Origin of the sequence: Streptomyces sp. P9(2023) (assembly GCF_032436795.1) — a bacterium.
Taxonomy (GTDB): domain Bacteria; phylum Actinomycetota; class Actinomycetes; order Streptomycetales; family Streptomycetaceae; genus Streptomyces.
In genome coordinates this window covers 47,968-73,900 of record NZ_JAUPWM010000015.1, presented here as the reverse complement: position 1 = coordinate 73,900, position 25,933 = coordinate 47,968, and the positions used below count along the sequence as shown (strand labels likewise).

The 25,933-nt window shown below is 71.8% G+C and carries 24 protein-coding genes; 6 read left to right on the top strand and 18 right to left on the bottom strand.

Annotated elements, in window-relative coordinates:
- Window positions 1-78 precede the first annotated feature (78 nt).
- Window positions 79-900: a helix-turn-helix transcriptional regulator gene (locus Q5762_RS20610; protein WP_399495215.1), complete on the bottom strand. Its 822-nt coding sequence runs from the start codon at window positions 898-900 to the stop codon at window positions 79-81.
- A gap of 159 nt (window positions 901-1,059) precedes the next feature.
- Between Q5762_RS20610 and Q5762_RS20605 the strand changes: the two genes are divergently transcribed.
- The gene (locus tag Q5762_RS20605) at window positions 1,060-2,460 is read left to right on the top strand and encodes an MFS transporter (RefSeq protein WP_315893646.1); all 1,401 of its coding nucleotides are present in this window, start codon (window positions 1,060-1,062) and stop codon (window positions 2,458-2,460) included.
- A gap of 1 nt (window position 2,461) precedes the next feature.
- On the opposite strand, the gene Q5762_RS20600 is transcribed toward Q5762_RS20605, so the two are convergent.
- From Q5762_RS20600 to Q5762_RS20580, 5 genes are all read right to left on the bottom strand, one after another.
- Window positions 2,462-2,815: an MmcQ/YjbR family DNA-binding protein gene (locus tag Q5762_RS20600; RefSeq protein ID WP_315893645.1), complete on the bottom strand. Its 354-nt coding sequence runs from the start codon at window positions 2,813-2,815 to the stop codon at window positions 2,462-2,464.
- Window positions 2,805-4,112 (bottom strand): hemolysin family protein, encoded by a 1,308-nt coding sequence (locus tag Q5762_RS20595; RefSeq protein WP_315893644.1) that lies wholly within the window; start codon window positions 4,110-4,112, stop codon window positions 2,805-2,807. Before Q5762_RS20595 ends, Q5762_RS20600 begins: the two co-directional genes overlap by 11 nt.
- Window positions 4,113-4,131: 19 nt before the next feature.
- On the bottom strand, window positions 4,132-4,635 hold the full coding sequence (gene ybeY / locus Q5762_RS20590) for an rRNA maturation RNase YbeY (protein WP_315893643.1): 504 nt from the start codon (window positions 4,633-4,635) through the stop codon (window positions 4,132-4,134).
- Between the two features lie 11 nt (window positions 4,636-4,646).
- Window positions 4,647-6,755, bottom strand: a complete 2,109-nt coding sequence (locus Q5762_RS20585) for a PhoH family protein (RefSeq protein ID WP_315893642.1) — start codon at window positions 6,753-6,755, stop codon at window positions 4,647-4,649.
- Between the two features lie 124 nt (window positions 6,756-6,879).
- Entirely contained in the window at window positions 6,880-7,995 is a 1,116-nt protein-coding gene (locus Q5762_RS20580) for a PfkB family carbohydrate kinase (RefSeq protein WP_315893641.1), read from the bottom strand.
- A 296-nt stretch (window positions 7,996-8,291) separates the two neighbouring features.
- Here Q5762_RS20580 and Q5762_RS20575 point away from each other — a divergent pair, with 296 nt between their 5' ends.
- On the top strand, window positions 8,292-9,614 hold the full coding sequence (locus Q5762_RS20575) for an MFS transporter (protein ID WP_315893640.1): 1,323 nt from the start codon (window positions 8,292-8,294) through the stop codon (window positions 9,612-9,614).
- 123 nt (window positions 9,615-9,737) lie between these two features.
- Entirely contained in the window at window positions 9,738-10,070 is a 333-nt protein-coding gene (locus tag Q5762_RS20570; protein WP_315893639.1) for a hypothetical protein, read from the top strand.
- A 52-nt stretch (window positions 10,071-10,122) separates the two neighbouring features.
- Here Q5762_RS20570 and Q5762_RS20565 read toward each other — a convergent pair whose 3' ends face one another.
- The 6 genes from Q5762_RS20565 to Q5762_RS20540 all read right to left on the bottom strand — a co-directional run bounded on the left by Q5762_RS20565 (window position 10,123) and on the right by Q5762_RS20540 (window position 15,894).
- Window positions 10,123-11,127, bottom strand: a complete 1,005-nt coding sequence (locus tag Q5762_RS20565; RefSeq protein WP_315893638.1) for an adenosine deaminase — start codon at window positions 11,125-11,127, stop codon at window positions 10,123-10,125.
- Between the two features lie 4 nt (window positions 11,128-11,131).
- A complete protein-coding gene (locus Q5762_RS20560; protein ID WP_315893637.1) occupies window positions 11,132-12,034 on the bottom strand; it encodes a ribonuclease Z in 903 nt (300 codons plus the stop codon).
- 3 nt (window positions 12,035-12,037) lie between these two features.
- Complete coding sequence (locus tag Q5762_RS20555; protein WP_315893716.1) at window positions 12,038-12,397, bottom strand: histidine triad nucleotide-binding protein; 360 nt, start codon at window positions 12,395-12,397, stop codon at window positions 12,038-12,040.
- A 79-nt stretch (window positions 12,398-12,476) separates the two neighbouring features.
- Window positions 12,477-13,655 carry a tetratricopeptide repeat protein gene (locus Q5762_RS20550; protein WP_315893636.1) on the bottom strand — a complete coding sequence of 393 codons (1,179 nt, stop codon included), beginning with the start codon at window positions 13,653-13,655 and terminating at the stop codon, window positions 12,477-12,479.
- Complete coding sequence (locus tag Q5762_RS20545) at window positions 13,565-14,629, bottom strand: tetratricopeptide repeat protein (RefSeq protein ID WP_315893635.1); 1,065 nt, start codon at window positions 14,627-14,629, stop codon at window positions 13,565-13,567. Before Q5762_RS20545 ends, Q5762_RS20550 begins: the two co-directional genes overlap by 91 nt.
- Entirely contained in the window at window positions 14,626-15,894 is a 1,269-nt protein-coding gene (locus tag Q5762_RS20540) for a tetratricopeptide repeat protein (protein ID WP_315893634.1), read from the bottom strand. Before Q5762_RS20540 ends, Q5762_RS20545 begins: the two co-directional genes overlap by 4 nt.
- A gap of 94 nt (window positions 15,895-15,988) precedes the next feature.
- On the opposite strand from Q5762_RS20540, the gene Q5762_RS20535 reads away from it, so the two are divergent.
- Entirely contained in the window at window positions 15,989-16,369 is a 381-nt protein-coding gene (locus Q5762_RS20535) for a hypothetical protein (RefSeq protein ID WP_315893633.1), read from the top strand.
- On the opposite strand, the gene Q5762_RS20530 is transcribed toward Q5762_RS20535, so the two are convergent.
- The 4 genes from Q5762_RS20530 to hrcA all read right to left on the bottom strand — a co-directional run bounded on the left by Q5762_RS20530 (window position 16,366) and on the right by hrcA (window position 20,529).
- On the bottom strand, window positions 16,366-17,109 hold the full coding sequence (locus Q5762_RS20530) for a 16S rRNA (uracil(1498)-N(3))-methyltransferase (RefSeq protein ID WP_315893632.1): 744 nt from the start codon (window positions 17,107-17,109) through the stop codon (window positions 16,366-16,368). The two genes, Q5762_RS20535 and Q5762_RS20530, sit on opposite strands and share 4 nt — an antisense overlap.
- Window positions 17,106-18,182 carry a nitronate monooxygenase gene (locus tag Q5762_RS20525; RefSeq protein WP_315893631.1) on the bottom strand — a complete coding sequence of 359 codons (1,077 nt, stop codon included), beginning with the start codon at window positions 18,180-18,182 and terminating at the stop codon, window positions 17,106-17,108. The genes Q5762_RS20530 and Q5762_RS20525 overlap by 4 nt, the downstream gene beginning before the upstream one ends.
- Window positions 18,183-18,372: 190 nt before the next feature.
- A complete protein-coding gene (dnaJ, locus tag Q5762_RS20520) occupies window positions 18,373-19,512 on the bottom strand; it encodes a molecular chaperone DnaJ (protein ID WP_315893630.1) in 1,140 nt (379 codons plus the stop codon).
- A complete protein-coding gene (hrcA, locus tag Q5762_RS20515) occupies window positions 19,513-20,529 on the bottom strand; it encodes a heat-inducible transcriptional repressor HrcA (protein WP_315893629.1) in 1,017 nt (338 codons plus the stop codon).
- A 150-nt stretch (window positions 20,530-20,679) separates the two neighbouring features.
- Here hrcA and Q5762_RS20510 point away from each other — a divergent pair, with 150 nt between their 5' ends.
- Window positions 20,680-21,402, top strand: a complete 723-nt coding sequence (locus Q5762_RS20510) for an MBL fold metallo-hydrolase (RefSeq protein WP_315893628.1) — start codon at window positions 20,680-20,682, stop codon at window positions 21,400-21,402.
- A gap of 10 nt (window positions 21,403-21,412) precedes the next feature.
- Window positions 21,413-22,213 (top strand): DUF3097 domain-containing protein, encoded by an 801-nt coding sequence (locus Q5762_RS20505; RefSeq protein ID WP_315893627.1) that lies wholly within the window; start codon window positions 21,413-21,415, stop codon window positions 22,211-22,213.
- 296 nt (window positions 22,214-22,509) lie between these two features.
- On the opposite strand, the gene hemW is transcribed toward Q5762_RS20505, so the two are convergent.
- Together hemW and Q5762_RS20495 are read right to left on the bottom strand one after the other, a co-directional pair.
- Window positions 22,510-23,742, bottom strand: a complete 1,233-nt coding sequence (hemW, locus tag Q5762_RS20500) for a radical SAM family heme chaperone HemW (protein WP_315893626.1) — start codon at window positions 23,740-23,742, stop codon at window positions 22,510-22,512.
- A gap of 143 nt (window positions 23,743-23,885) precedes the next feature.
- Window positions 23,886-25,760 carry an AMP-dependent synthetase/ligase gene (locus Q5762_RS20495; RefSeq protein WP_315893625.1) on the bottom strand — a complete coding sequence of 625 codons (1,875 nt, stop codon included), beginning with the start codon at window positions 25,758-25,760 and terminating at the stop codon, window positions 23,886-23,888.
- Between the last annotated feature and the right edge of the window lie 173 nt (window positions 25,761-25,933).

Below are 25,933 nucleotides of genomic sequence, written 5' to 3'. Positions count from 1 at the left end.
GCACCGGAGGGAGGGGACGGCCGGATCGCCAGGAGCATATACGGGCCCGCCGACAACTCCGTGCGCCCGGAGTCCCGTTCAGCCCGCGATCGGGTACATCGCCCCGCGCCGCCCCTCCGGCGAGACCAGCCAGGCCAGCTTCGCCTCGGTGTCCGCGACCGGCAGCGGGGCGTGCATGACGATCGTCAGGTCGGGCCGGGCGGGTACCCGCAACTGCGTCGCCTCCAGATGGAGTTCGCCGGCGATCGGGTGTCCGATCAGCTTGCGGATCTGGCCGCCCGGGGCGATGTCCCGCCGCTCCCACAGCGCCGTGAACTCCTCGCTCGCCGCCTTCGCCTCCGCCACGACCGCCTGGAAGCCGTCGTCGTCGGGGCAGTCCGAGCAGGCGGCCCGGAACTGGGCGACGACCTGGGGCGCCAGGCGCTCCCAGTCGGCGGCGCGGGAGCGGTACAGCGGGTCGGTGAAGAAGGAGATCAGGCAGTTCTGCGAGGTCTCGGGCCGCATGCCCAGGACCACCGACGCCGAGTCGTTGTACATGATCGCGTTCCAGTACACGTCCATGATGTGCGCCGGGAACGGCATCCACGCGTCGATCAGCCGCCGCAGCCCCGCGCACATGTCCCGCGCCGCCGGATCGACCTCGGGCGCGGGCGGGTTGAGGGCGGCGAGGACGTACAGATGGCGCCGCTCGGCCGGGCTGAGCCGCAGTACGCGCGCGACCGCGTCGAGGACCTGCGGGGAGACCGTGATGTCCCGGCCCTGTTCCAGCCACTGGTACCAGGAGACGCCGACGCCCGCGAGGACGGCGACCTCCTCGCGGCGCAGGCCGGGCGTGCGGCGGCGGGCGCCGCCGTCCGGGAGCCCCGCCTCGGCCGGGGAGACCCGGGCCCGGCGGTTCATCAGGAACTCGCGCAGTTCGGCCAGTCGGTGCGTCTTGGCAGCATCGTTCTCGACCGCTGTGGCCACGGCGTGCTTCCTCCCCCTGGATGCCTGGTGGTGCGACCAACAGGATAAGTTCCCGCTCCCCACGGATGTTCCCGGGCGCCGAGGGTGGTGGACATGGCAACCACGCTCGATTCCCCGACACCGACCACGGCCCCCGCTCCGCCGGCCCTGACCGGCCGCTCCCGGCTCGTCCTCTTCGTGCTGTGCGCCGCCCAGTTCATGGTGGCGCTCGAATTCTCCGTACTGAACGTGGCGCTCCCCGTCCTCGGCGCCGACCTCGGCATGAGCCAGTCCGCGCTCCAGTGGGCGGTGACCGCCTTCGCTCTGCCGTCCGGCGGGTTCCTGCTGCTCTTCGGCCGGATCGGCGATCTGTACGGGCGCAAGAAGCTGTTCCTCGGGGGCCTGGTGCTCTTCGGCGCGGCCTCGCTGCTGGCGACCTTCTCCTGGGACCCGGCCTCGTTCCTGACCGGGCGCGCCCTCCAGGGCCTCGGGGCGGCCGCGATCGTGCCGACCGGCATGTCCCTGCTGACCACGACCTTCCCCGAGGGCCCGCAGCGGGCCCGGGCGCTCGGCATCTCGGGGACGCTGATGTCCCTCGGTTTCACCGTCGGCATGGTGCTCGGCGGGGTCATGACCGACACGCTGGGCTGGCGCTCGACGATGGGGCTGCTCGCGCTGTTCAGCCTGATCGTGCTGCCGCTGGCACCCGGTGTGCTGGGCGAGTCGCGGACCGCGGACCGGCCGCGGCTCGACGTGCCGGGCGCGGTGACCGTGACCGGCGGCCTGCTCGCCGTGATCTACGCCCTGTCGACGGCGGCCGAGCACGGCTTCGGCGGCACCGACGTCCTCGTGACCCTGGTGGCGGGTGTGCTGCTGCTCGCGGCGTTCGTGGTGGTCGAGTCCCGGCACGAGTCCCCGCTCGTCTCGCTGCCGATGCTGCGCCGGCGGACGGTGGCCTTCGGCAATCTGGGCGGGCTCGTGACCTTCTCGATGATGTCCACGGTCATCTTCGTGCTGACCCTGTACCTCCAGGAGACGCTGGGCCTCTCGGCGTTCGCCACCGGCCTGGTCTTCGGCGTGCAGGGCGTCCTGTCGGTGCTCGCCGGATCGATGGCCTCGAAGGTCATCGGCCGGATCGGCGCCCGCCGCACACTGGCGCTCTCCCTGCTCGGGCAGGGCGTGTTCGTGGCGGCGCTGCTCGGCCTCGGCGCGGAGTCGGGCGCGGTGTACGCGACGGTCGGCGTCTCGCTGGCGAGCATGTGCCACCTCGGCGCGATCATCTCGTACGGCGTGACCGTCACCTCCGGTGTCCCGGACGAGGAGCAGGGCCTGGCGACCGGCCTGGTGACGACCACCCAGCAGGTCGCCCTCACCGTCGGCATCCCGCTGCTCGGCATCCTCGCGACGACCGGCCCGAGCCTGTACGACGGGGTGCGCACGGTCCTCGCGATCGACGCGGCGATCGTGGTGGCGGCGGCCCTGCTGGTCGCCCTCGGCCTGCGACGGAGGGCCTGAACTACGGCCGGTCCAGGCGGAGCCGTACCGCCTTCGGCAGGCCCGCGACCACCAGGTCGTACGAGTCCTCGACCAGCTCCCGGACCATGCGGTCCGGGAGCCCGCCGACGGTCACCGTGTTCCAGTGGCGCTTGTTCATGTGGTAGCCGGGCGCGATCGCCGGGTACTCCTCGCGGAGCCGGACCGCTTCCTCCGGTTCGCACTTGAGGTTGATCCGCAGCGGCCGGCCGTCGAGCCAGGACAGCGCGAACATCTTCCCGGCCACCTTGAAGACGGCGGTGTCCGGCCCGAAGGGGAACTCCTCCGTCGCGTCGTTGAACTCCAGGCAGAAGGCGCGCAGTTGGTCAGGCGTCATCGGTCGTCCCTTCCGGGTCGGCCCGTACGGGCTCCACGAGGACCGTCACGATCTTGTTCCGGCGGCCGGCCGGGGACTCGGCCGTCAGCCGCAGCGGGCGCCCGTCGGGCAGCTCCACGGCCGCCCTCGCGCCCGCGATCGGCACCCGGCCGAGCGCCTTGGCGAGGAGGCCGCCGACGGTCTCCACGTCCTCGTCGTCGTACTCGTCCGGGCCGAAGCCGTAGAGCTCGCCGAGGTCGCCGATGTCGAGGCGGGCGGTGACCCGGTAGCGGTCGTCGCCCAGCTCCTGGACCGGCGGCAGCTCGCGGTCGTACTCGTCGGTGATCTCGCCGACGATCTCCTCCAGGATGTCCTCGATGGTGACGATCCCGGCCGTGCCGCCGTACTCGTCGATGACGACGGCGACGTGGTTGCGCTCCTGCTGCATCTCGCGCAGCAGGTCACCCGCGTTCTTGGTGTCCGGCACGAAGGCGGCCGACCGCATCGCCGTCGACACGAGGTCGGACTCGGCGTCGCGGTTGATGTGCGTCTTGCGGACCAGGTCCTTCAGATACACGATGCCGACGACGTCGTCCTCGTTCTCGCCCGTCACCGGGATCCGGGAGAACCCGGAGCGGAGCGCGAGGGTGAGGGCCTGACGGACGGTCTTGTACCGCTCGATGGCGACGAGATCGGTGCGCGGCACCATGACTTCCCGCACGAGCGTGTCGCCGAGCTCGAAGACGGAGTGCACCATCCGGCGCTCGTCGTCCTCGATCAGCGACTCCTGCTCGGCCAGGTCGACCATCGCGCGCAGCTCGGCCTCCGAGGCGAAGGGGCCCTTGCGGAAGCCCTTGCCGGGGGTGAGCGCGTTGCCGATCAGGATGAGCAGCTGCGGGATCGGGCCCATGATCCGGGCCAGCGGCAGCAGGACGTACGCGGAGGCCGTCGCCGTGTTCAGCGGGTGCTGCCGGCCGATCGTGCGCGGCGAGACGCCGACGGCGACGTAGCTGACGAGCACCATCACCGCGATGGCGACGAGCAGCGCCTCCCAGGTCTCCGGGAACTCCTCCAGGCACGCGTACGTGACGAGGACCCCGGCCGCCATCTCGCAGGCGACGCGGACGAGCAGCGCCACGTTGAGGTAGCGGGTGGGATCGGCGGCGACCTGCGCCAGCTTCTCGGCGCCGCGGCGCCCGGACCGTACGGCCTCGGCGGCGCGGAAGCTGGAGACGCGGGCGATGCCGGCCTCGGCGCAGGCGGCCAGCCAGGCGACGATCACCAGCGCGACCGCTCCGAGGATGAGCGATGCGTTCATCGGGGGCCCGATTCCGGGGTCAGGAGACGGTGGGCGCCGGCGACGGGCCGGTGTGGCCCTTCTCCGCGCGCCAGCCGTCGACGATCGCCGCCTGGAGGCCGAACATCTCGGCCTTCTCGTCCGGCTCCTCGTGGTCGTAGCCGAGCAGGTGCAGCACTCCGTGGACGGTGAGGAGCTGGAGCTCCTCGTCCATGGAGTGCTGCGTCGGCGCGTCCTTGCCCTGCTGGGTGGCGACCTCGGGGCAGAGCACGATGTCGCCGAGGAGCCCCTGCGGGGGCTCCGCGTTCTCGTCGTCCTTCGACGGCGGACGGAGCTCGTCCATCGGGAAGGACATGACGTCCGTCGGGCCCGGGAGGTCCATCCACTGGATGTGGAGCTGCTCCATCGCCTCCGCGTCGATGACGATGATCGAGAGCTCGGAGAGCGGGTGGATGCGCATCCGCGCGAGCGCGTAGCGGGCGATGTCGAGGATCGCCTGCTCGTCGACCTCGGTTCCGGACTCGTTGTTGACGTCGATCGACATGGTGCTGGTGGCTACTTCCCGTTGCGGCTGTCGTACTGCTCGTACGCGTCGACGATACGGCCGACGAGCTTGTGCCGGACGACATCCTGGGAGGTGAGCATCGAGAAGTGGACGTCCGGGACGCCGTCCAGGATGTCCCGCACCTGGCGAAGACCGCTCTTCGTACCGCCAGGCAGGTCGACCTGGGTGACGTCACCGGTGATGACGATCTTGGACTCGAAGCCGAGGCGGGTGAGGAACATCTTCATCTGCTCGGGGTTCGTGTTCTGCGCCTCGTCGAGGATGATGAACGCGTCGTTGAGCGTGTTGTGCGTCAGCAGATAGTCCTGCGTGACGTACAGCGAGTCCTCGGCCGCGACCTGGATGCAGACGGTCTCCTCGCGCCCCGCGGGCTCGATGGAGTCGATGAACCGCATCGGGCGTCCGCCGCCGCCGCCCGCGTGGTACGCGTCACGCTTGCGGGCGAGACGGAAGGGCTCGATGCCCTCGGGGAGACGGATGTCGACGATGTGCGCGTCGCGGTTGAAGGGAACATCACGTCCGTTGACCCTGCCAGGCTTGCGTCCCGCAGCGGCCCGGCGTCGCGTGTATGCGACACCGCCCAGCGACTGGACCAGGGCGATAACGTCGTCACGGAGCACGATCGACGTAGTCGTGAACTGAATGCGGCACGTCCGGTCTGTTTGAGTGACCGGGCCTCCGTCGGTGTCGAGCAGTCCCTGGAGCACCGCGAGGCGGACCTCGGCCGAGTTGTAGAGGTAGTCGTCCGGTACGAACTTCGAGTACGACTTGCTCCCGAGCAGGTCCAAGGTGCGCAGCGCCTGCTTGAGCGGATGGGTGAGGACACCGCCCTCGCTGTCGCTCGGTGCCGACTCACGGTTGATGAGGTAGTTGTATCCTCCTCGCGACCTCGCCGTGATACCTGGAAGCGCCGTTTCCAGCGCGGAGATGAGCTCCGGATCAGCCGTGGCGAACGATGGTGTGGTCTTTCCCGAGATGCAGCCGTCGCCCAGCAGCAGACCCAACGCGTACGGATCAACCGGAACCTCGCGCTCGGGGAAGCACACCGGCGCCGTCAGCAGAGGCAACTCATACCGACGAGCATGGGCCGCCCTCAGGTTGCCGATCATGTCCTGGGTTTCGAGGACCCGCCACGGCTTATCACGGCGCTTGTCCGAGGCCGTTCGGACCGTCCAGAGGTGCTCGCCACAGCAGAGAGTCCAGGAACCGTCCTGGGCCGAGACCCGGTAGATATCCCTCTCGCCCTGCGGGTACACGCCGAGGACTGGAGTCGGCTCCCCGTTCGAGCCGATCACCAGGTCACCAACCTGGAGGTCGCCGATGGCGCGCCATCCGTCCGGCGTCAATACGTTCGTGAAGATCGGTTGGCTTCTACCCCTCATGTACGCCAGCGGCGCGACCTCGATCGTTCCGCTCGCCATCAGCTTCGGGATCGAGTCGGGGTCGAGCATGTCGTGCAGCGCGTCGTACAGCGGCCGCAGGTACGGGTCGATCTTCTCGTAGAGCGTGCCGGGCAGGAAGCCGAGCCGCTCGCCCGCCTCGACGGCCGGCCGGGTCAGGATGATCCGGGTGACCTGCTTGGACTGCAGGGCCTGGACCGCCTTGGCCATGGCCAGATACGTCTTGCCGGTGCCCGCGGGGCCGATGCCGAAGACGATCGTGTGCTTGTCGATCGCGTCGACGTACCGCTTCTGGTTGAGGGTCTTGGGGCGGATGGTGCGGCCGCGGCTGGAGAGAATGTTCTGCGTGAGCACCTCGGCCGGGGTCTCCTGGCCTGCCTCCGCCTGACCGTTCTCGCTCGCCCTGAGCATGGCGATCGAGCGTTCCACTGCGTCCTCCGTCATCGGCTGTCCGGTGCGGAGCACCAGCATCATCTCGTCGAACAGGCGCTGGATGAGGGCAACTTCGGCCGCCTCGCCCACCGCGCTGACCTGGTTGCCCCGGACATGGATGTCGGCCTGCGGGAACGCCTTCTCGATCACACGGAGGAGTGCGTCACCGGAACCGAGAACGGTCACCATCGGATGCTTGGCGGGGACGGTGAAGTAGGCGCGGGTCTCGCCCGGCGCGCCGTTGGGGGCTGTGGGTGTCTGAGTCATGGGCCGGCACTGTGGCCTGCACATACCTCCCGTTGCAGGGTTCTCGCTGCTCGACAACCTCTGGGCTACCAAGCCTACGACTTGGCACCGACAAGGCCGAGGGCTTTTACGAGGCGAAGCACGCCTACGACGGGGCGGCGCGGAAGCCGATGGTCGGGACGGCCCGGCGCAGCGGCCAGGGGCGGGTGGCGGCCGGGAGGAGGCGCTCCAGGAAGGCGTAGCGGGCGCGGAGGGCCTCCGGGTCCTGGCAGACGTGTTCCTGGACGTGCTCCCACCAGGCGGCGACCTGGCCCCAGCCGGGGGCGGAGAGGGAGCCGCCGAACTCCTGGACGGAGAGCGCCGCGATCAGCCCGGCGAAGGCCAGCCGGTCGGCGAGCGGCCAGCCCGCGAGCGTCCCCGTGACGAAACCGGCGACGAAGACGTCCCCGGCGCCGGTCGGGTCGAGGGCGGAGACCTCGATGGCGGGCACCTCGGCGGTCTCGCCGGTGGCGCCGTCGACCGCGTACGCGCCCTCCGAGCCCAGGGTGACCACGGCGTAGCGGACCTTGTCGGCGAGCGCCCTTGCGGCGGCCCGCGGGCAGTCGGTACGGGTGTACCGCATGGCCTCCTGGGCGTTGGGCAGGAAGGCCTCGCAGTGCCGGAGGTCGGGCAGCCCGGCGAGGTCCCAGCGGCCGGTGTCGTCCCAGCCGACGTCGGCGAAGACCTTCGCTCCGCCCCGCGCGGCCTGGGCGACCCACTCCTCTGCGCGGCCGGGCACGAGCGAGGCGACGGCGGCCCGGGCGTGCGGCGGGTAGGCGGGCAGGGCGCCGTCCAGGGGCGGGGCCTCGTGGCCGTGCGAGACCATCGTGCGCTCGCCCTCGTACGCCATGGAGACGGTGACCGGGGAGTGCCAGCCGGGCACGGTGCGGGAGAGCGAGAGGTCGATGCCCTCGCCCTGTTCCAGGGCGTCCCAGCAGTACTCCCCGTAGTGGTCGTCCCCGAAGGCGGCGGCGAGCGAGGTGCGCAGGCCGAGCCGGGCCAGGGCGGTGGCCATGTTGGCGACGCCGCCTGGGCTGGAGCCCATGCCCCTGGCCCAGGACTCGGTGCCGCGCACCGGGGCGCTGTCGAGGCCGGTGAAGATGATGTCGAGGAAGACCGTGCCGGTGAGGAAGACGTCGCAGGCGGGGTCCGTGGGCTCCCGCAGACGCACCAACGGGTCGACCCCGGCGTCGCGTTGCTGGTCTCCCCTTGCTGTGGTCACGGCAGGCTCCCGGTGATGGTGCGGATATGGGCCAGTGTGCCTGATGGGGACGGGGTGCCAGGGATGACGGAGGGCGAAAAATCGGCCATGACTACCCGCCGAATCCAGCCCCAAACCTCATAGTGACCCAGATCACAAATGAAATAGGGCTTTCCTTCCTCTTCGGGCTTCTCGGGGCCCTCACTCGCTTGATAAAACATGTCCCGCGATCCCGTGCAACACCGGGCGCTCCACCCTCCCCCTACGCCCTGAGGGCGTGGTGGGACCCCCATTCCCTCCCGTTCTCTGGAACGCCCATGTCGTCGCGCCCGCGTGCCCTGGGGCCTCTTGTCGCCCTGTTCACGGCCGGTTATCTCGCTCCGTACCTGCTCCCGACCGTCGTCGGCAGACTCTCCGCCGGACTCGGCCTCACCCCGGCCCAGGCGGGCCTGGTCGGCTCGGTCCTGCTGCTCGCCTCCGCCTCGGCCGGTTTCACGCTGGCCGCCCGCGTGGAACGGCTCGGCCCGCGCCGGGCGGCCCGGATCGGCCTCGGCGCGATGTGCCTGGGCTACGGCTCCGCGGCCCTCACCGCGAGCGTTCCGCTGGTGGTCGGCGGCGCGGTCCTGGGCGGCTTCGGCTCCGGTACGGCTCTTGCGGTGGCCGCGGCCGGCATCGCGGCCCAGCCGGACCCGCACCGGGCCTCGACGCTCGGCCTGCTCACGGTCTCGGCGACGGCCGGCGCGCTCTACCTCACGCTCCCGCACCTCGGCGGCGGCCACGCGCTGCCGTTCGCGGCGATCGCGCTGACGGCGGCGCTGGTGTGGCCGCTGACAGCGGGGCTGGGGAGGGGCACGGGCCGACCGGCGGCGAGTGCGCGGACGGAGACCTCCCCGCTGCCCCACCGCCGCTCCGGACTGGTGCTCGCGGCCGCGATCCTGTGCTGGTCGATGGCGCAGAACGCGCTGTGGGGCGTGAGCGGCCGGATCGGGCTCACCCAGGCCGGGCTCGGCGAGGTCACCGTCGGCGCCGTGTTCGCCGTGGCGCTGGGCGCCGGGCTCGCGGGCGTCACCGCGGCCGGCGCGCTCGGCTCACGCCTCGGCCGGGCCACGCCGATCGGGGCCGGTACCGCGATCATCGCGGTGTGCGTGCTGGTGAGTTCGGGCGCCGAGAGCCTGCCGGCGTTCGCGGCCGGCGAGATCCTCTGGAACGTCTTCTACCCGGTCGTCCTGTCGTACCTGCTCGGCCTCGCCGCCTCCCTGGACCCGCGCGGCCGCTGGGCGGTGCTCGTCGGCTCGGCGTCCTCGCTGGGCGTGGCCTGCGGCCCGGTCACCGGCAGCGTCCTGTCGGAAGCGGTCGGTTACCCGGGCATGGGCCTGGTCCTGTGCGCCCTGCTCCTGCTGGTCGCGGCCCCGATGACGGCGGTCGCCCTGCACACCTCCGGCCGCCCCCTGGTCCCCGGCTCGATCCACCGCCGCGGCGGCGCCCCGGCGGCGCTGCTCGCAGGCACGACGACCTCGGCGACGGGCCTGGTCCCGCAGCTGGGAGCGCCGGAACAGGAGGTCACCGAGATCTCGGTGCCGTCCCGCCGCCGCGCCGACCGCCGTGCCTTCCGCCTGGCCCGCCCGAGCGACCGGGGGTAGCGGCCGGGGGTAGCGCGGCCGGGCGCCGGCCTCATGCGTCCTGGGTGGGCGCGTCCCGTCGCCGCGCACTGCGCCAAGCGGCGCAAGCGACGCGCGGTGCGGGCCGCGGCGGTGGTCGACTGAATGCCGGACACGACTCCCGAAGCCCCGGAGGACACCATGGCCATCGTCGCGATCTTCGAGATTCCCGGCATGACCCAGGACCAGTACGAGCAGAGCGTGGTGAAGGTGACGGGCCGCCCCGGCCCGGCCCAGAAGCCCTCGGACTGGCCGGTGCCCGGCCTGATCTCGCACACGTCCTGCCCCACGCCCGAAGGCTGGTTCGTCGCCGACGTCTGGGAGTCCGAGGAGGCCTTCCGGCGGTTCGGCGAGATCATCGTGCCCATCCTGCGGGACCTCGGCGTCGCGGACGTGGAGCCGAAGATCTATCCGGTGTTCAGCGTCGTGACCCCGTAGCAGGCCCGCACCGCCCGCATGCCCGCACGCCCGCACGGCCCGCGCAGGCCTGCTACTCCGCGTCGAAGTCGTACGCCTCCACCTCGGCGAGGTACCGCGCCCTGCGCTCCTCGTCGTCCTCCAGGAAGGACGCCTCGAACGAGTTGCGGGCCAGCGTCCGCAACTGCTCCCGCTCCACCCCCAGCGCATCCCGCACCGCGTCGAAGTTGTCGCCGACGTAACCACCGAAGTACGCCGGGTCGTCGGAGTTGACCGTCGCCATCAGACCGGCGGCCAGCATCGAGGCCAGCGGATGGTCCGCCAGGACGTCGACCGCCCGGAGCCGTACGTTCGACAGCGGGCAGAGCGTCAGCGGTACCCGGTCCCGTACCAGACGGGACACCAGCGCAGGGTCCTCCATGCAGCGCAGCCCGTGGTCGATCCGCTCCACGCCCAGGACGTCCAGGGCCTCGACGATGTACGCCGGCGGGCCCTCCTCGCCCGCGTGGGCGACCTTGCGCAGACCGAGCGCGTCGGCCGCCGCGTACACCTCGCGGAACTTCGACGGCGGGTGGCCGACCTCCGCCGAGTCCAGGCCGACCCCCGTGATCCGGTCCAGATACGGCTTCGCGGCCTCCAGCGTCGCCAGCGCCGACTCGGCGGACTCGTCGCGCAGGAAGCACATGATCAGCCGGGTCGAGACGCCGTGCCGCTCCTCCGCCCGGTCGAGCGCGGCGGCCAGCCCCTCGACGACCGTCCCCATCGGCACCCCCCGCACGGCGTGCGCCTGCGGGTCGAAGAAGACCTCCGCGTGCCGCACGCCCTGCGCCGCCGCCCGCGCGAGGTACGCGTCGGCGAGCTCGGTGAAGTCCTCGGCCGTGCGCAGGACGGTCATCAGCCCGTAGTACAGGTCCAGGAAGGACTGCAGGTCGCTGAAGCGGTACGCCTCCCGCAGCGCCTCGGTGTCCGCGTACGGCAGCGTGACGCCGTTGCGCGCGGCGAGCGCGAAGGCCAGCTCGGGTTCGAGGGTGCCTTCGATGTGGAGGTGGAGTTCGGCCTTGGGGAGGGGGAGGGGCATGGATCTATCTTTTCGGTAGAGGGACCCTCATCAGGTCCTTGGCGACGCTCAGCTCACCCTCGAACCCGGCCGCCCGCGCCTGCCGTTCGAACACGGCCGGGTCGTCGTACCGCTGCGAGAAGTGGGTCAGGACGAGGTGCCGCACCCCCGCGTCGCGCGCGACGGCGGCGGCCTGGCCGGCCGTCAGATGGCCGTGGTCGGTGGCGAGCCGGACGTCCTCGTCGAGGAAGGTCGACTCGATGACGAGCAGGTCGGCGCCCTCGGCGAGCGCGTGCACGCCGTCGCAGAGCCGGGTGTCCATGACGAACGCGAACCGCTGCCCGCGCCGCACCTCGCTGACCGACTCCAGCGTCACGCCGTCCAGGACGCCCTCGCGCTGGATCCGGCCGACGTCCGGGCCCTTGATGCCGTGCGCGGCGAGCCGCTCGGGCAGGATGCGGCGCCCGTCGGGCTCGACGAGCCGGTAGCCGTACGACTCGACGGGGTGCGAGAGCTTGTACGCGTCCAGGGTGAACGCCTCGGTGACGGCGAGCGGCCCGTCGGCGGCCACCGGGGCCTCCGTCAGCTTCACCGTCTCGCGGTAGGCCGTCGCGTACCGCAGCCGCTCGAAGAAACGCTGTCCGCTCGCCGGGTAGTGCGCGGTGACCGGGTGCGGGACCTGGTCGAGGTTGATCCGCTGGATCACGCCCGCCAGGCCGAGCGAGTGGTCGCCGTGGAAGTGCGTCACGCAGATCCGGTCGATGTCGTGCGCGGCGACCCCGGCACGCAGCATCTGGCGCTGGGTGCCCTCGCCGGGGTCGAAGAGGACGCCCTGCCCGTCCCAGCGCAGCAGGTAGCCGTTGTGGTTGCGGTGCCGGGTCGGGACCTGGCTGGCGGTCCCGAGCACGACGAGTTCACGTACCGACACGGCTTATCCGGGCGGCCAGTTGAGGCCGCGGCCGCCGAGGACGTGCGCGTGGGCGTGGAAGACGGTCTGGCCCGCGCCCGCGCCGGTGTTGAAGATGACCCGGAAGCCGGTGCCGTCGATCTTCTCCTGCGCGGCGACCTCCCCGGCCTCCCGCAGCATGTCGGCGGCGACCGTCGGCGCGGCGGCGGCCAGGCTGGCGGCGTCCGGGTAGTGGAGGCGCGGGATGACGAGCACGTGCGTGGGCGCCTGCGGGTTGATGTCCCGGAAGGCGAGGGTCGTCTCCGTCTCGCGCACGATCGTCGCCGGGACCTCCCCGTCCGCGATCTTGCAGAACAGGCAGTCGCTCTGCGGCTCTCCGGCCATGGCCCGGCCCTCCTCGCCCTCGGTGATCAGTACACGGGGCATCGTATCGGCCGTGTCACCGCCCCGGCGGTCCACCGCGTCACCGCCCCCGCTCAGAACCCGGCGCGCGGCGCTGGAGGGCGGAGCGGCTCACCCAGTAGGTGATGATCACGGCCCAGAAGAGCGGAAAGCCGAGTGCCCTGACGGCGGACACGTCCACCGTCCACAGCGCCATGGCCAGCACCGAGTTGAGCCCGAGCAAGCCGACGACGAGGGCCATGGCGAGCACGGGCTTGCAACTGCGCGCCACGAGGAGCAGCGGGCGGCGCAGCCTCGACGGGACGCGCCGGGTGATCCAGACCGCCCAGCCCGCCCAGCCGCCGACGAGGACGGCCGCGCCGATCAGGAACGGGACGAGGGCCTCGCCGCCCGACGCGCCGCTCCGCAGCGGAGCCGAGCCGAGGGACGCGGCGAAGAAGCCGAGCAGGGCCACCCAGCGGGCGCCGGCGGCGGTGCCCCAGGCCATGGTCTCCAGGTTGTAGCGGGCCTGCCGGTCGTTCATGTCGAGCGCCGCCGACTCGACGAAGCCCTCGGCGGCCCTCGTCCACGCCCCGGGCCGGAACCAGCGGCGGCGCAGGTGCAGCAGGGAGAGGTTGTTGTGCGCCTCGCTGCTCTCCGGGTCGAGGCGCAGGGCCGTCTCGTAGGCCTGCTGGGCGACGCGGTGATTGCCGGTGCGCTGGGCGGTGAGGCCGACGAGGAAGTGCGCGTCGCTCTCCTCGGGGGCGAGCGCGACGGCCGTACGGGCGGCTTCGTACGCCTCGCGCCGGCGTTCCAGGCGGACGGAACGGTCGAGGACGGTGCCGAGGGCGTAGTGGCTGCCCCAGTAGGAGGGGGCGAGTTCGACGGAGCGCCGGGCGGACGCCTCCGCCTCCTCGTGCCGTTTGAGCGCGAGCAGGATGTGGGTGCGCATCAACCAGCCCGGCAGCGCGTCGGGTTCGGTGCGCAGGGCCCGTTCGACGGTGTCGAGGGCCTCCCGGTCCCGGCCCAGGCGGTGCTGGCAGCGGGCGAGCAGGACCAGCGTGGCGGCGTCGTCCGGGTCGGTCGCCAGGTGCTGGGCGACGAGGCCGGCGGCCTGCTCGTACCGTCCGACGTCGAAGAGCGCGTCGGCCCTGTCCAGCGTCGCGCTCATCAGACCCTGTTCCGGTCGTGGGTGATGCTCAGCAGGTTCGGTACGAGCCCCAGCCAGAACAGGACCTGGGGGATCGTGCGGTCGGTCCACGGCACGACGATGATCAGCAGGGCGCAGAGCGTGGCGAGGGCGGCCTGCCCGAGGACCACACGCGGCCAGAACAGCCGCCGTACGAGGTCGCGAACGGTCAGCTGGGCGCCGGTGCGCATGCGCCGGTAGCGGCGCAACGCCCCGAACCCCCACACGGCCGCCATCAGCGCGAGCGTCCAGAGCCGGGTGCCGAGGTGGACCGGGAGTTCCTTCGGCTCCTCGCCGTCGGTCGGGAAGACGTCGAGGGTGACGCCCGCCATGACGAGACAGAGCAGGGCGAGCCAGCGGGTGCCGCGCAGCATCCGGTAGACGGCCTTGTCGAGGTCCCGGCGCAGCGAGTTGGAGTCGGGGACGGCGGCGAGGGCGTCGGCGTAGAGGTCGACGACCCGCTCGGCGGACGTGCCGGGCTTGTTGGCCTCGTGCCAGGTGGCGTTGGAGACGGCGAGGTTGTCGGTCGGGTCGATGCGCAGGAGCTGCCGCACGGACTCCTGGACCAGGTCGTTCCGGCCGTTGAACGCGGCGACCTTGTACATGGTGTGCCACACCGAGACCTCGTCGGGGCCGCGCCGTACCGCCTCGTGTGCCTCCTGGAGCGCCTCCTCCTTCGTCCCGATGAAGATCAGCATCTCGGCGCGCTGGGTGCGCGGGCCAAAGAGGTGCGGCTCGAGGCGGATCGCCTCGCGCTGCGCCAGCTCGGCCTCGGGCAGCCGGCTCAGGTGGCGCAGGGCGAATCCGCGCATGAAGTGGCCGTCGGCCGACTCGGGTTCGAGCTTCAGCGCCTCCTCGGCGGCGTCGAGCGCCTCCTGGTCCCGGTCGAGACCGGAGAGGCACCGGGCGCGCGCGGTCCACGCCTCGTGGTCGTCGGGCGCCTCGGCGAGCCGCCGGTCGACCAGGGTCAAGCCCTCTTGGTACCGCTTCATGCCGTACAGCGCGTCGGCCTGTTCGACGTACGGATGCGTGGTCGTTCCACTCACAGCTTGCGCTTCTTCTTCAGGTAGGCGACCAGGTCGTCGTACATCCCGCCGTCGTTGGCGAACATCGCCACGTTGCGGGCGGAGGCGAACCAGGACTCGCTGGACGGCCGGATCTGCTTGGCGGCGCCCAGCAGGTCCTTCATGCCGATCATGCGTACGGTGCCGGTACGGGCGGAGTCGAGCAGCGCGGACTCGGCGGCGGTCTCGCAGACATGGGCGAGGTCGGCACCGGAGAAGTCCTCGGTGGCCTTGACGAGTTTGCCCAGGTCGACCGATTCGATGGGCCGCTCGCGCAGGTGGTAGTGGAGGATCGCCTCGCGCGCCGGGGCGTCGGGCGGCAGGACGAGCAGGGTGCGGTCGAGGCGGCCGGGGCGGCGCAATGCGAGGTCCACGTCCCAGGGCACGTTGGTGGCGGCGAGCACGAAGACGCCCTCGTTCTCGGCGCCGTCGATGCCGTCGAGCTCGGTGAGGAGCTGGTTGACGACGTTGCGCAGTCCGCCGTGGTGCGTGCGGGAACGCTTGGCGCCGAGGGCGTCCAGCTCGTCGAGGAAGACGACGCAGGGGGCCTGGGCGCGGGCCGTCTCGAAGAGGTCGTGGACGTTCTTCTCGGACGTACCGATGTACATGTCGAGGACGTCGGAGAGCGAGACCGACATGAAGCTCGCGCCGAGCTCGCCGGCGACGGCCCGGGCGATGAAGGTCTTGCCGCAGCCGGGCGGACCGTAGAGGAGCAGGCCGCCGCGGAGCGACTTGCCGTACAGCTTGCGGAGTTCGGGATTGCGCATGGGGGCGAGGAAGGCGGCCTCCAGGCGGTCCTTGACCTCCTGCATGCCGCCGACGTCGGCGAGGCGTACGGAGCCGGGGACGTCGACGTCCCAGGCGGAGGCGTCGCCGGGGTCGCCGCTGCCGTCGGCGGTGAGGGGCTGCTCGACGTCTCCGGTCACGAAGCGGGGACCGACGACGTCACCGACCTCCTGCTCGGCGGCGTCCCAGTCGAAGGTCGGGGCGGTGGTTTCCGCGGGGGCGTCCTGGGGCGCGGCGGGCGCTTCGGGGGCCATGGGCAGTCCCATCGCGCGGACCATCAGCGCCCGGGCCGCGTCGTCGCCGGGCGCGTGCTGGAGCGCGACCGCGGCCTCGGTGACGGCCTCGTCGCCCCGCCCCTCGGCGAGGAGCAGTTCGGCGAAGTGGAGCCGCAGGGGCACGTCTTCGGGCGCGGCGGCGACCGCGGCGCGCAGACTACGGATCAGGGGAGACTCGTCGGACATGCGGTCACCCTATGAACCGGCCCACCGCCCGCGCCCACCGGGTTCCCGAAATCCTGGTTGCCGGACCACCGGGTTCCCGTCCTACGGTGGGCCCATGAGTCGACGAGAACGCGTACCGCGCAGGCTGGTGGTGGACGGCACGGTCTGGCTCTGGTCGGTCGGGCATCTGCATCCGCCCTGCCGGGAACTGCTGACGCTGCGCCGCGCCGACGCCCCGCACGCCCGACTGCGCCTGGTCTTCCAGGAGGGCCCGGGCCGGGTGACGCAGGGCGCGTACATGGGCGCCGGCCAGGTCGCGGACACCAAGGACGGCTACCTCAACCTCAACGAGCCCGGAGTGGTGCGCCGTTTCCTCGACGAGGCCACGGCGCGCGACCTCCTGCCGACGGCCCACGGCCTGCACGAGACGGACGGCTGGCCGCTGTTCGACGCGCTGGTGGAGGACCGCCCGGAGCGGGCGGGCGTCGCGGGCTAGCTCCAGCGGCCCGTACGGCCGAGGAGCAGCGCGGTGGCCGCCGTACCGGCCGTGGAGGTACGGAGGACGCTGCGGCCCAGTCGGTACGGCTTCGCGCCCGCCGCCTCGAAGGCCGCCAACTCCTCCGGGGAGACGCCCCCTTCGGGCCCGACGACGAGCACGATCTCGCCCTCGGCGGGGAGTTCGGCGTCGGCGAGGGCGCCGCTGGGGTGGTCCCGGTCCTCGTGCAGCACGGCGGCGAAGTCGGCGCCCGCAAGGAGCGCGGCGACCTGCTTGGTGGTCATCGCGTCGGCGACCTCGGGGAAGCGCGTACGCCGCGACTGCTTCCCGGCCTCGCGCGCGGTGGCCCGCCACTTGGCAAGGGCCTTCAGGCCGCGGTCGCCCTTCCACTGGGTGATGCAACGGGACGCGGCCCACGGCACGATCGCGTCGACGCCGGTCTCCGTCATGATCTCGACGGCCAGTTCGCCCCGGTCACCCTTGGGCAGCGCCTGGACGACGGTGATGCGGGGCGCGGGCTCGGCCTCCTCGTACGTACCCGAGACCTCGACGGTCAGCTGGTCCTTGCCCTCGGCGCCGAGCACGGTGCACTCCGCCCAGCTGCCCCGCCCGTCCGTGAGGACGAGCTCCTCCCCCGCGCGCAGCCGCTTCACGGCGACCGCGTGGCGGCCCTCGGGGCCGTCGAGGAGGAAGGTGCCGGGGCCGGGGACGGCCTCGACGACGAAGACGGGTGCGGTCATGAGGCGCTCCTGTGGGCCTGCGCGGTCAGTGCGGTGTCGAGTTCGGCGGCCAGCACCTCGACGAGCTGGCCGGCCGGGAGGTCGCGGGCGAGCCGGTGCCCCTGGCCGGCCCACAGGGCCATGCCCTGCGCGTCGCCGGCGGTGGCGGCGGCCTTGCGGAGGGGCGCGGTGAGGTGGTGGATCTCGGGGTAGGCGGCGGGGGCGTACGGCCCGTGCTCGCGCATGAAGCGATTGACGAGCCCGCGCGCGGGGCGCCCGGAGAAGGCCCGGGTGAGCTCGGTCCGGACGAAGAGGGGGTTGGTCAGGGCCTGCTTGTGCAGCGCGTGCGCGCCCGACTCGGGGCAGACCAGAAACGCGGTGCCGAGCTGGGCGGCGTCGGCCCCGGCGGCCAGGACGGCGGCGATCTGCGCGCCGCGCATGATCCCGCCGGTCGCGACGATCGGCAGCTGCACGGCCTCCCGGACCTGGGTGACGAGCGTGAGGAGCCCGGTCCCGGCGAGGGCGGCGTCGGGGTCGTCGCGGTGCGTGCCCTGGTGCCCGCCGGCCTCGACGCCCTGGACGCAGACGGCGTCGGCGCCGGCCCACTGGGCGGCCTGGGCCTCCTCGGCGGAGGTGACGGTGACGATCGTGAACGTACCGGCGCGGGCGAACGCGTCGAAGGTGTCCCGGTCCGGGCAGCCGAAGGTGAACGAGACGACGGGGACCGGGTCTTCGAGCAGGATCGCGAGCTTGGCGTCGTACGCGTCGTCGCGCCCGCTGTCGGTGTCCCCGAGCTCCGTCTCGTACCAGGTGGCCTCCCCGGCGAGCTGGTGCCGGTACACCTCGACGGCGGCGGGGTCGGCGTGCTGCCCGCCCGGCGGCATGAAGAGGTTGACGCCGAAGGGCTGCCCGGTCAGCCCGCGCACCTGCTTGATCTCCTGGTACAGCCCGCCCGCGGTCTTGTACCCCCCGGCGAGAAACCCGAGCCCGCCGGCCTCGCACACGGCCCCGACGAGCTGCGGGCAGGAGGCGCCACCGGCCATGGGGGCCTGCACGATCGGGTATCGGGAGAGATCGTTCAGCGCGGTGGACATGCGGGCATCGTTTCATACGGAAGGGCGGCATCCGCGACTGCGGATGCCGCCCCTTCCTAGGGTCCGAACCGTGCCCGATCTCGGCCTACCGCCCGATGAACGCGTCCTTCAACCGCGAGAACAGCCCCTGCTGCCCCGGCTGACTGTGTTGACCCGGGGGGCAACCCCCGGACCCCCGGCAGTCATGCGCCTACCGCCCGTTGAACGCGTCCTTGAGGCGCGAGAACAACCCCTGCTGCCCCGGCTGGAACTGACCCGTGGGCCGCTCCTCGCCGCGCAACTGCGCGAGTTCGCGCAGCAGTCGCTCCTGCTCGGGGTCGAGCTTCGACGGGGTCATCACCTCGACGTGCACGATCAGGTCGCCGCGTCCGCCGCCGCGCAGGTGCGTGATGCCGCGACCGTGCAGCGGGATCGACTGGCCGGACTGGGTGCCCGGGCGGATGTCGACCTCCTCCAGACCGTCCAGCGTCTGCAACGGCACCTTCGTGCCGAGCGCGCCCGCCGTCATCGGGATGGTGACCGTGCAGTGCAGGTCGTCGCCCCGTCGCTGGAAGGTCTCGTGCGGGGTCTCGTGGATCTCGACGTACAGGTCGCCCGCCGGGCCACCGCCCGGGCCGACCTCGCCCTCACCGGCGAGCTGGATGCGGGTGCCGTTGTCGACACCGGCCGGGATCTTGACCGTGAGCGTACGACGGGACCGGACCCGGCCGTCGCCCGCGCACTCGGGGCACGGGGTCGGGACGACGGTGCCGAAGCCCTGGCACTGCGGGCAGGGGCGGGAGGTCATGACCTGGCCCAGGAAGGACCGGGTGACCTGCGAGACCTCACCGCGACCGCGACACATGTCACAGGTCTGCGCGGAGGTACCGGGCGCGGCGCCCTCACCCGAACACGTCGTACAGACGACGGCCGTGTCGACCTGGATGTCCTTCGTCGTGCCGAAGGCGGCCTCGTTGAGGTCGATCTCCAGCCGGATCATCGCGTCCTGGCCGCGCCGGGTGCGCGAGCGCGGCCCGCGCTGCGACGCCGTACCGAAGAACGCGTCCATGATGTCCGAGAAGTTCCCGAAGCCACCCTGGCCGAAGCCGCCGGCTCCGCCCGCACCGCCGGACGCGGACAGCGGGTCGCCACCGAGGTCGTAGACCTGCTTCTTCTGCGGGTCCGACAACACCTCGTAGGCGGCGTTGATCTCCTTGAACCGCTCCTGCGTCTTCGGATCGGGATTCACATCCGGGTGCAGCTCGCGCGCGAGCCGCCGGAATGCCTTCTTGATCTCGTCCTGGGACGCGTCGCGGCGCACGCCGAGTACGGCGTAGTAGTCCGTGGCCACTTACGACTCCGCCAGGATCTGTCCGACGTAACGTGCCACTGCGCGTACCGCTCCCATCGTTCCGGGGTAGTCCATGCGGGTCGGTCCGACCACGCCGAGTTTGGCGACTGCCTCGTCGCCCGAACCGTAGCCGACCGCGACGACGGACGTGGAGGTGAGGCCCTCATGGGCGTTCTCGTGCCCGATCCGTACGGTCATGCCCGAGTCCTTGGCCTCGCCGAGCAGCTTGAGGAGCACGACCTGCTCCTCAAGGGCTTCGAGCACAGGCCTGATCGTGAGGGGGAAGTCGCCGAAGCGGGTGAGATTGGCGGTTCCGCCGATCATCAGCCGCTCCTCGTGCTCTTCCACCAGCGTTTCGAGCAGGGTCGCGAGCACCGTCGAGACCGTGCCGCGGTCCTCCGTCTCCTCGAAGGACTCCGGAAGATCCTGCACCAGCTGGGGCACGTCCGCGAAACGGCGGCCGACGACCCGGCTGTTGAGCCGGGCGCGCAGGTCGGCCAGCGAGGTCTCGCCGAACGGCGCCGGGCAGTCGATGACGCGCTGCTCGACCCGGCCGGTGTCCGTGATGAGCACGAGCATCAGCCGGGCCGGGGCCAGCGAGAGCAGTTCCACGTGCCGGACCGTCGAGCGGGTCAGCGACGGGTACTGCACGACGGCGACCTGGCGGGTCAGCTGCGCGAGCAGCCGGACCGTGCGCCCGACGACGTCGTCGAGGTCGACGGCCCCGTCGAGGAAGTTGTGGATCGCGCGCCGCTCGGGCGTCGACAGCGGCTTGACGCCGGCGAGCCGGTCGACGAAGAGCCGGTAGCCCTTGTCGGTCGGGATGCGGCCGGCGCTGGTGTGCGGCTGGGCGATGTAGCCCTCGTCCTCCAGGACGGCCATGTCGTTGCGCACGGTGGCGGGCGAGACACCGAGCTTGTGGCGCTCCGTGAGCGCCTTGGAGCCGACCGGCTCCTCCGTCCCGACATAGTCCTGGACGATGGCGCGCAGCACCTCGAGTCTGCGTTCGCTGAGCATCGCGCACACCTCCAGCTGTCGTATCGGTTGCTTCGGTTGCTCCGCTTTTGGCACTCGCCCTGCCCGAGTGCCAGGAATCCCCCGGCCAGTGTACGGCGGCGGGCATCGCTCCTGGCAAGGAGGCGGGCTGGTAGGCGCTAGCGTCGCGGTATGAATGTCGGTTGGGAAGAGCTCGGCTGGGAGCGGCTGGGGGACGGGGTGGGCAGGCGCCGCCTGCCGGTCTGGGACGCCACGGTGGGCCTGGTGGTGGGGGAAGAGGCGGTACTGCTGTACGACACGGGCTCCACGCTCCGGGAGGGGGCGGAGCTGCGGGCCCAGATCGAGGGTCTTACGGGCGGCCGAAGAGTGACACACATCGCACTGAGCCACCCGCACTTCGATCATGTCCTGGGCACGGCGGCGTTCGCGGGGGCGGAGGTGTTCGGCGCGGTGGGCGTCGACGCGTTGCTGCGCCGGGAGGGCGGCGAGCTGATGACGGACGCGGTACGGCAGGGGGTGGACGCGTTCGCGGCGGCGGAGGCGGTGGACGTGCTGGTGGCGCCGCAGCACGTGGTCTCCGGCGAGTGGACGCTCGACCTGGGCGGCCGGCAGGTCCTCCTCGCGAACGTGGGCCCGGGCCATACGGCGCACGACCTGGCGCTCCTGGTGCCGGGGCCGAGGGAGGTCGTCTTCTGCGGGGACCTGGTGGAGGAGTCGGGCGAGCCGCAGGCGGGCCCGGACGCGCTGCCTGGGCGGTGGCCGGCGGCGCTGGACCGACTGCTGGCGCTGGGAGGGGACGAGGCGACGTACGTACCGGGGCACGGGGCGGTGGTGGACGCGGCGTTCGTACGGCACCAACGCGAGGAACTGGCACGCCGCTTCGCCGTCGCATAACGTCACGCAGATGCGCAGCTACAACCCGGACCTGACGCCCCCATGGAAGCGATCCGCCCCGGTGCCGGATGTGCCGGCGGAGCTGGACCTCGTGGTGGAGGAGGTCTCGACGGGCTTCTGCGGGGCGGTGATCCGCTGCGAGGCCGGCACGGTGACGCTGGAGGACCGCTTCGGCAAGCACCGGGTGTTCCCACTGGAACCGAGGGCCTTCCTCCTGGAGGGCAAGGTGGTGACGCTTACGCGCCCTTCTGCTGGGCCGACGCGTCCGACCCGCACGGCCTCGGGCTCGATCGCGGTGCCGGGGGCGCGGGCGCGGGTGGCGCGGGCGGGCCGGATCTATGTGGAGGGCCGGCACGACGCGGAGCTGGTGGAGCGGGTCTGGGGGGACGACCTGCGGATCGAGGGCGTGGTGGTGGAGTGCCTGGAGGGCATCGACGACCTCCCGTCGATCGTCGCGGACTTCGCCCCGGCGGCGGACGCGCGCCTGGGAATCCTGGTCGACCACCTGGTCCCGGGCTCGAAGGAGTCCCGCATCGCGGCACAGGTCACGTCCCCGGACGTGCTGATCGTGGGGCACCCGTACATCGACGTCTGGGAAGCGGTGAAGCCGTCGTCGGTCGGCATCGCGGGGTGGCCGAGGATCCCCCACGGCGAGGACTGGAAGCCGGGCGTCTGCCGCGCCCTGGGCTGGCCGAAGAACACGGGAGCGGCCTGGCAGCACATCCTGTCGCGGGTCCACACGTACAAGGACCTGGAACCGGAGCTCCTGGGCCGCGTGGAAGAACTGATCGACTTCGTAACGGCACCGTAGGAACGGACCCCGTTGCGGGCAATCGTCCCCGAGTCCGGCGCCCCGGCCGGTAGGCTGGTCGGGCCCTTCGGGGTGGGCGTAGAAGAGCGCCCGCGGGAGTCAACCGCATCGTGTTCGTCGCCGGCTTGCCGGTACGGATCACGCGGCAGCGCAGCTCAGGCTGTGCCTCTGCTCCCCGAATTCCGGATCGGCCCCGAGCAACCCCGGATGGGACGCCGCGAGGCGACCACGCCGGAGCGCCCGGACCAGCCGACCGGATGCAGTCCGTACCTCCTTCGGGACGTACGGATCAAGTCTTAGTCCACCAGGTCCCTGACGACCGCGTCGGCGAGCAGCCGACCCCGCAGGGTCAGGACGGCCCGCCCCTGGGCGTACGACTCGGGGGCAAGGAGCCCGTCCGCCAGCGCCCTCCGGGACGCGGCAAGCCCCGCGGACTTGAGCAGCCCCAGCTCGACGCCCTCCCGCAGCCGAAGCTCCAAGAGCACACGCTCCACGCGGCGGTCCTCCGCCGACAGCACCTCGCGCCCCGCACCCGGCGACCTGCCGGAGGACAGCGCCGCCGCATACGCCCCCGGATGCTTCACGTTCCACCACCGCACACCCCCCACGTGCGAATGTGCCCCCGGCCCCGCCCCCCACCAGTCCGCGCCACGCCAGTACAGCTCGTTGTGCAGGCACCGCCCCGCCTCCGACGTGGCCCAGTTCGACACCTCGTACCAGTCGAAGCCGGCCTCCGCGAAGACGGAGTCGGCGATCAGGTACCGGTCCGCGTGCACGTCGTCGTCCGTCATCGGCACCTCGCCCCGGCGGATCCGCCGCGCCAGCTGCGTCCCCTCCTCCACGATCAGCGCGTACGCGCTGACGTGGTCCGGGCCCGCCCCGATCGCCGCTTCCAGGGACGCCCGCCAGTCGTCGTCGGACTCCCCCGGCGTCCCGTAGATCAGGTCCAGGTTGACGTGCTCGAACCCCGCCGCCCGCGCCTCCGCGACGCACGCCTCGGGCCGCCCCGGCGTGTGCGTACGGTCGAGGACCTTCAGGACGTGCTGCCGGGCGCTCTGCATCCCGAAGGAGATGCGGTTGAAGCCACCCGCCCGGAGCTCCTCCAGATACGCCGGGTCCACCGACTCCGGATTCGCCTCCGTCGTCACCTCGGCGTCGTCCGCGAGCCCGAACTCGTCCCGGATCGCCCCCAGCATCCGTACGAGATCCCCGGCGGCGAGCAGCGTGGGCGTACCGCCGCCGACGAAGACCGTCCGCACCGGTCGCGGGTCGTCACCGAGGACCTTCCGGGCGAGGCGTATCTCCTCGACGACCTGCCCCGCGTAGTTGTCCCGGGAGGCGAGCACGCCCCCGGCACCGCGCAGCTCGCTCGCGGTGTACGTGTTGAAGTCGCAGTAGCCGCACCGCGTGGCGCAGTACGGCACGTGCAGATAGAACCCGAGCGGCCGCTCCCCGGCCCCTTCCAGGGCGTGTGCGGGCAGCGCCCCGTCCTCGGGCATGGGCTCACCATCGGGCAGTACGGAAGGCATGAGCCCATTGTCCCGTACCGCCCGAGGTAAGCCGCCCGACCTGTGGACAACTCAGTCGGGGGACCCCGTCGGGGAACCCGAGGAACCCGGTCGAACCCCGTCGAATCCCACCGAATCCGTCGAACCCCGTCGAATCCCGAGGATCAGGCCTCCCGCGCCCCGGCGTACATCTCCTCGATCAGGTTCTTGTACGTCCGCTCCACCACCGGCCGCTTCATCTTCAGCGACGGCGTCAGCTCACCGTGCTCGACGTCCAGGTCCCGCGGCAGCAGCCGGAACTTCTTGATCGTCTGCCAGCGCTGCACGCCCTCGTTGAGCCGGTCGACGTACCCCTGGACCATCTCCTGGGTCCGCGGGGCGGCGACGACCTCCGCGTACGACTTGCCCGACAGTCCCTGCTCGGCGGCCCAGCCGAGGATGGCGGGCTCGTCGAGCGCGATGAGCGCGGAGCAGTAGTTCCGGTCGGCGCCCAGGACGACGATGTTCGAGACGAACGGGCAGACGGCCTTGAACTGGCCCTCGATCTCGGTCGGCGCGATGTACTTGCCGCCCGAGGTCTTGAACAGGTCCTTCTTGCGGTCGGTGATCCGCAGGTAGCCGTCGGCGGACAGCTCGCCGATGTCGCCGGTGTGGAACCAGCCGTCCGCCTCCAGGACCTCGGCCGTCTTCTCGGGCAGGCCGTGGTAGCCCTCCATGATGCCGGGGCCGCGCAGCAGGATCTCGCCGTCGTCGGCGATCCGGACCTCGGTGCCGGGCAGCGGCTTGCCGACCGTGCCGGTGCGGTAGGCCTCGCCCGGGTTGACGAAGGAGGCGGCGCTGGACTCCGTCAGGCCGTAGCCCTCCAGGATGTGGATGCCCGCACCGGAGAAGAAGTAGCCGATCTCGGGCGCCAGCGCGACGGAACCGGAGACGGCGGCGCGCAGCCGGCCACCGAAGGCCTCGCGGAGCTTCTTGTAGACCAGCGCGTCGGCGACCTTGTGCTTCGCCGAGAGGCCGAAGGGCGCGGAGGCGGTGCCGGTGCGGCGGAAGTTGTCCTGGGTGACCTTGGCGTACTCGCGGGCCACGCCCGCCGCCCACTGGAAGATCTTGTACTTGGCCGGCCCGCCCTCGCGCGCCTTGGCGGCGACGCCGTTGTAGACCTTCTCGAAGATCCGGGGCACGGCGGCCATGTAGGTCGGCTGGACCACCGGCAGGTTCACGATGATCTTGTCGATGCGGCCGTCGACGGCGGTGACGTGGCCGACCTCGATCTGGCCGGAGGTGAGCACCTTGCCGAAGACGTGCGCGAGCGGCAGCCAGAGGTACTGGACGTCGTCCCTGGTGACCAGGCCGGTCGCGGCGATGGCCTTGGCCATGTACGACCAGTTGTCGTGCGGGAGGCGGACGCCCTTGGGGCGGCCGGTGGTGCCGGAGGTGTAGATGAGGGTGGCGAGCTGGTCGGCGGTGATGGCCGAGACCCGCTCCTTGACGGCGTCGGCGTGCTTCTCCAGGTACGCCTTGCCGCGCGCCTCCAGCTCGGCGAGGGAGAGGACCCAGTCGTCGCTCTCGACGCCCGTGGGGTCGATGACGACGACGTGGTGGAGGCCGGGCAGGTCGGCGCGGGTCTCGCGGGCCTTGGCGACCTGCGCCGCGTCCTCCGCGATCAGCACCTTGGATGCGGAGTCGGAGAGGATGAACGCCGACTCCTCGGCGTTGGTCTGGGGGTAGATGGTGGTGACGGCGGCGCCCGCGCACATCACGCCGAGGTCGGCGAGGATCCACTCCACCCGGGTGGCGGAGGCCAGGGCGACCCGCTCCTCCGGCTGGACGCCCAGGTCGATCAGACCCGCCGCGATCCCGTAGACCCGCTCGGCGGCCTGTCCCCAGCTGAGCGACTTCCATTCGTCCGGGCCCTGACCGGCGCCGGCCGGGACCGGATAGCGGTAGGCCTCCGCGTCGGGAGTCCGCGCCACGCGCTCAAGGAAGAGGTTGGCCACCGAGGGCGGCCGGTTCACGATCTGGGTCTGTGTGTCGCTCACGACGTCCTCCGGGCGGCGGCGGTGCGTTCTGGCGGTCCTGCGATCGCGACTCGATGCTTACTAACTCACGAGTAACCTTCGAGTCGCGATCAGAGTAAGGCGCTGCGGTCCGGCGCGTAAGAGGCTGCGGGCCGCCTCTTCATACCCGGTTGATAACAGAACGAACGCCGAAC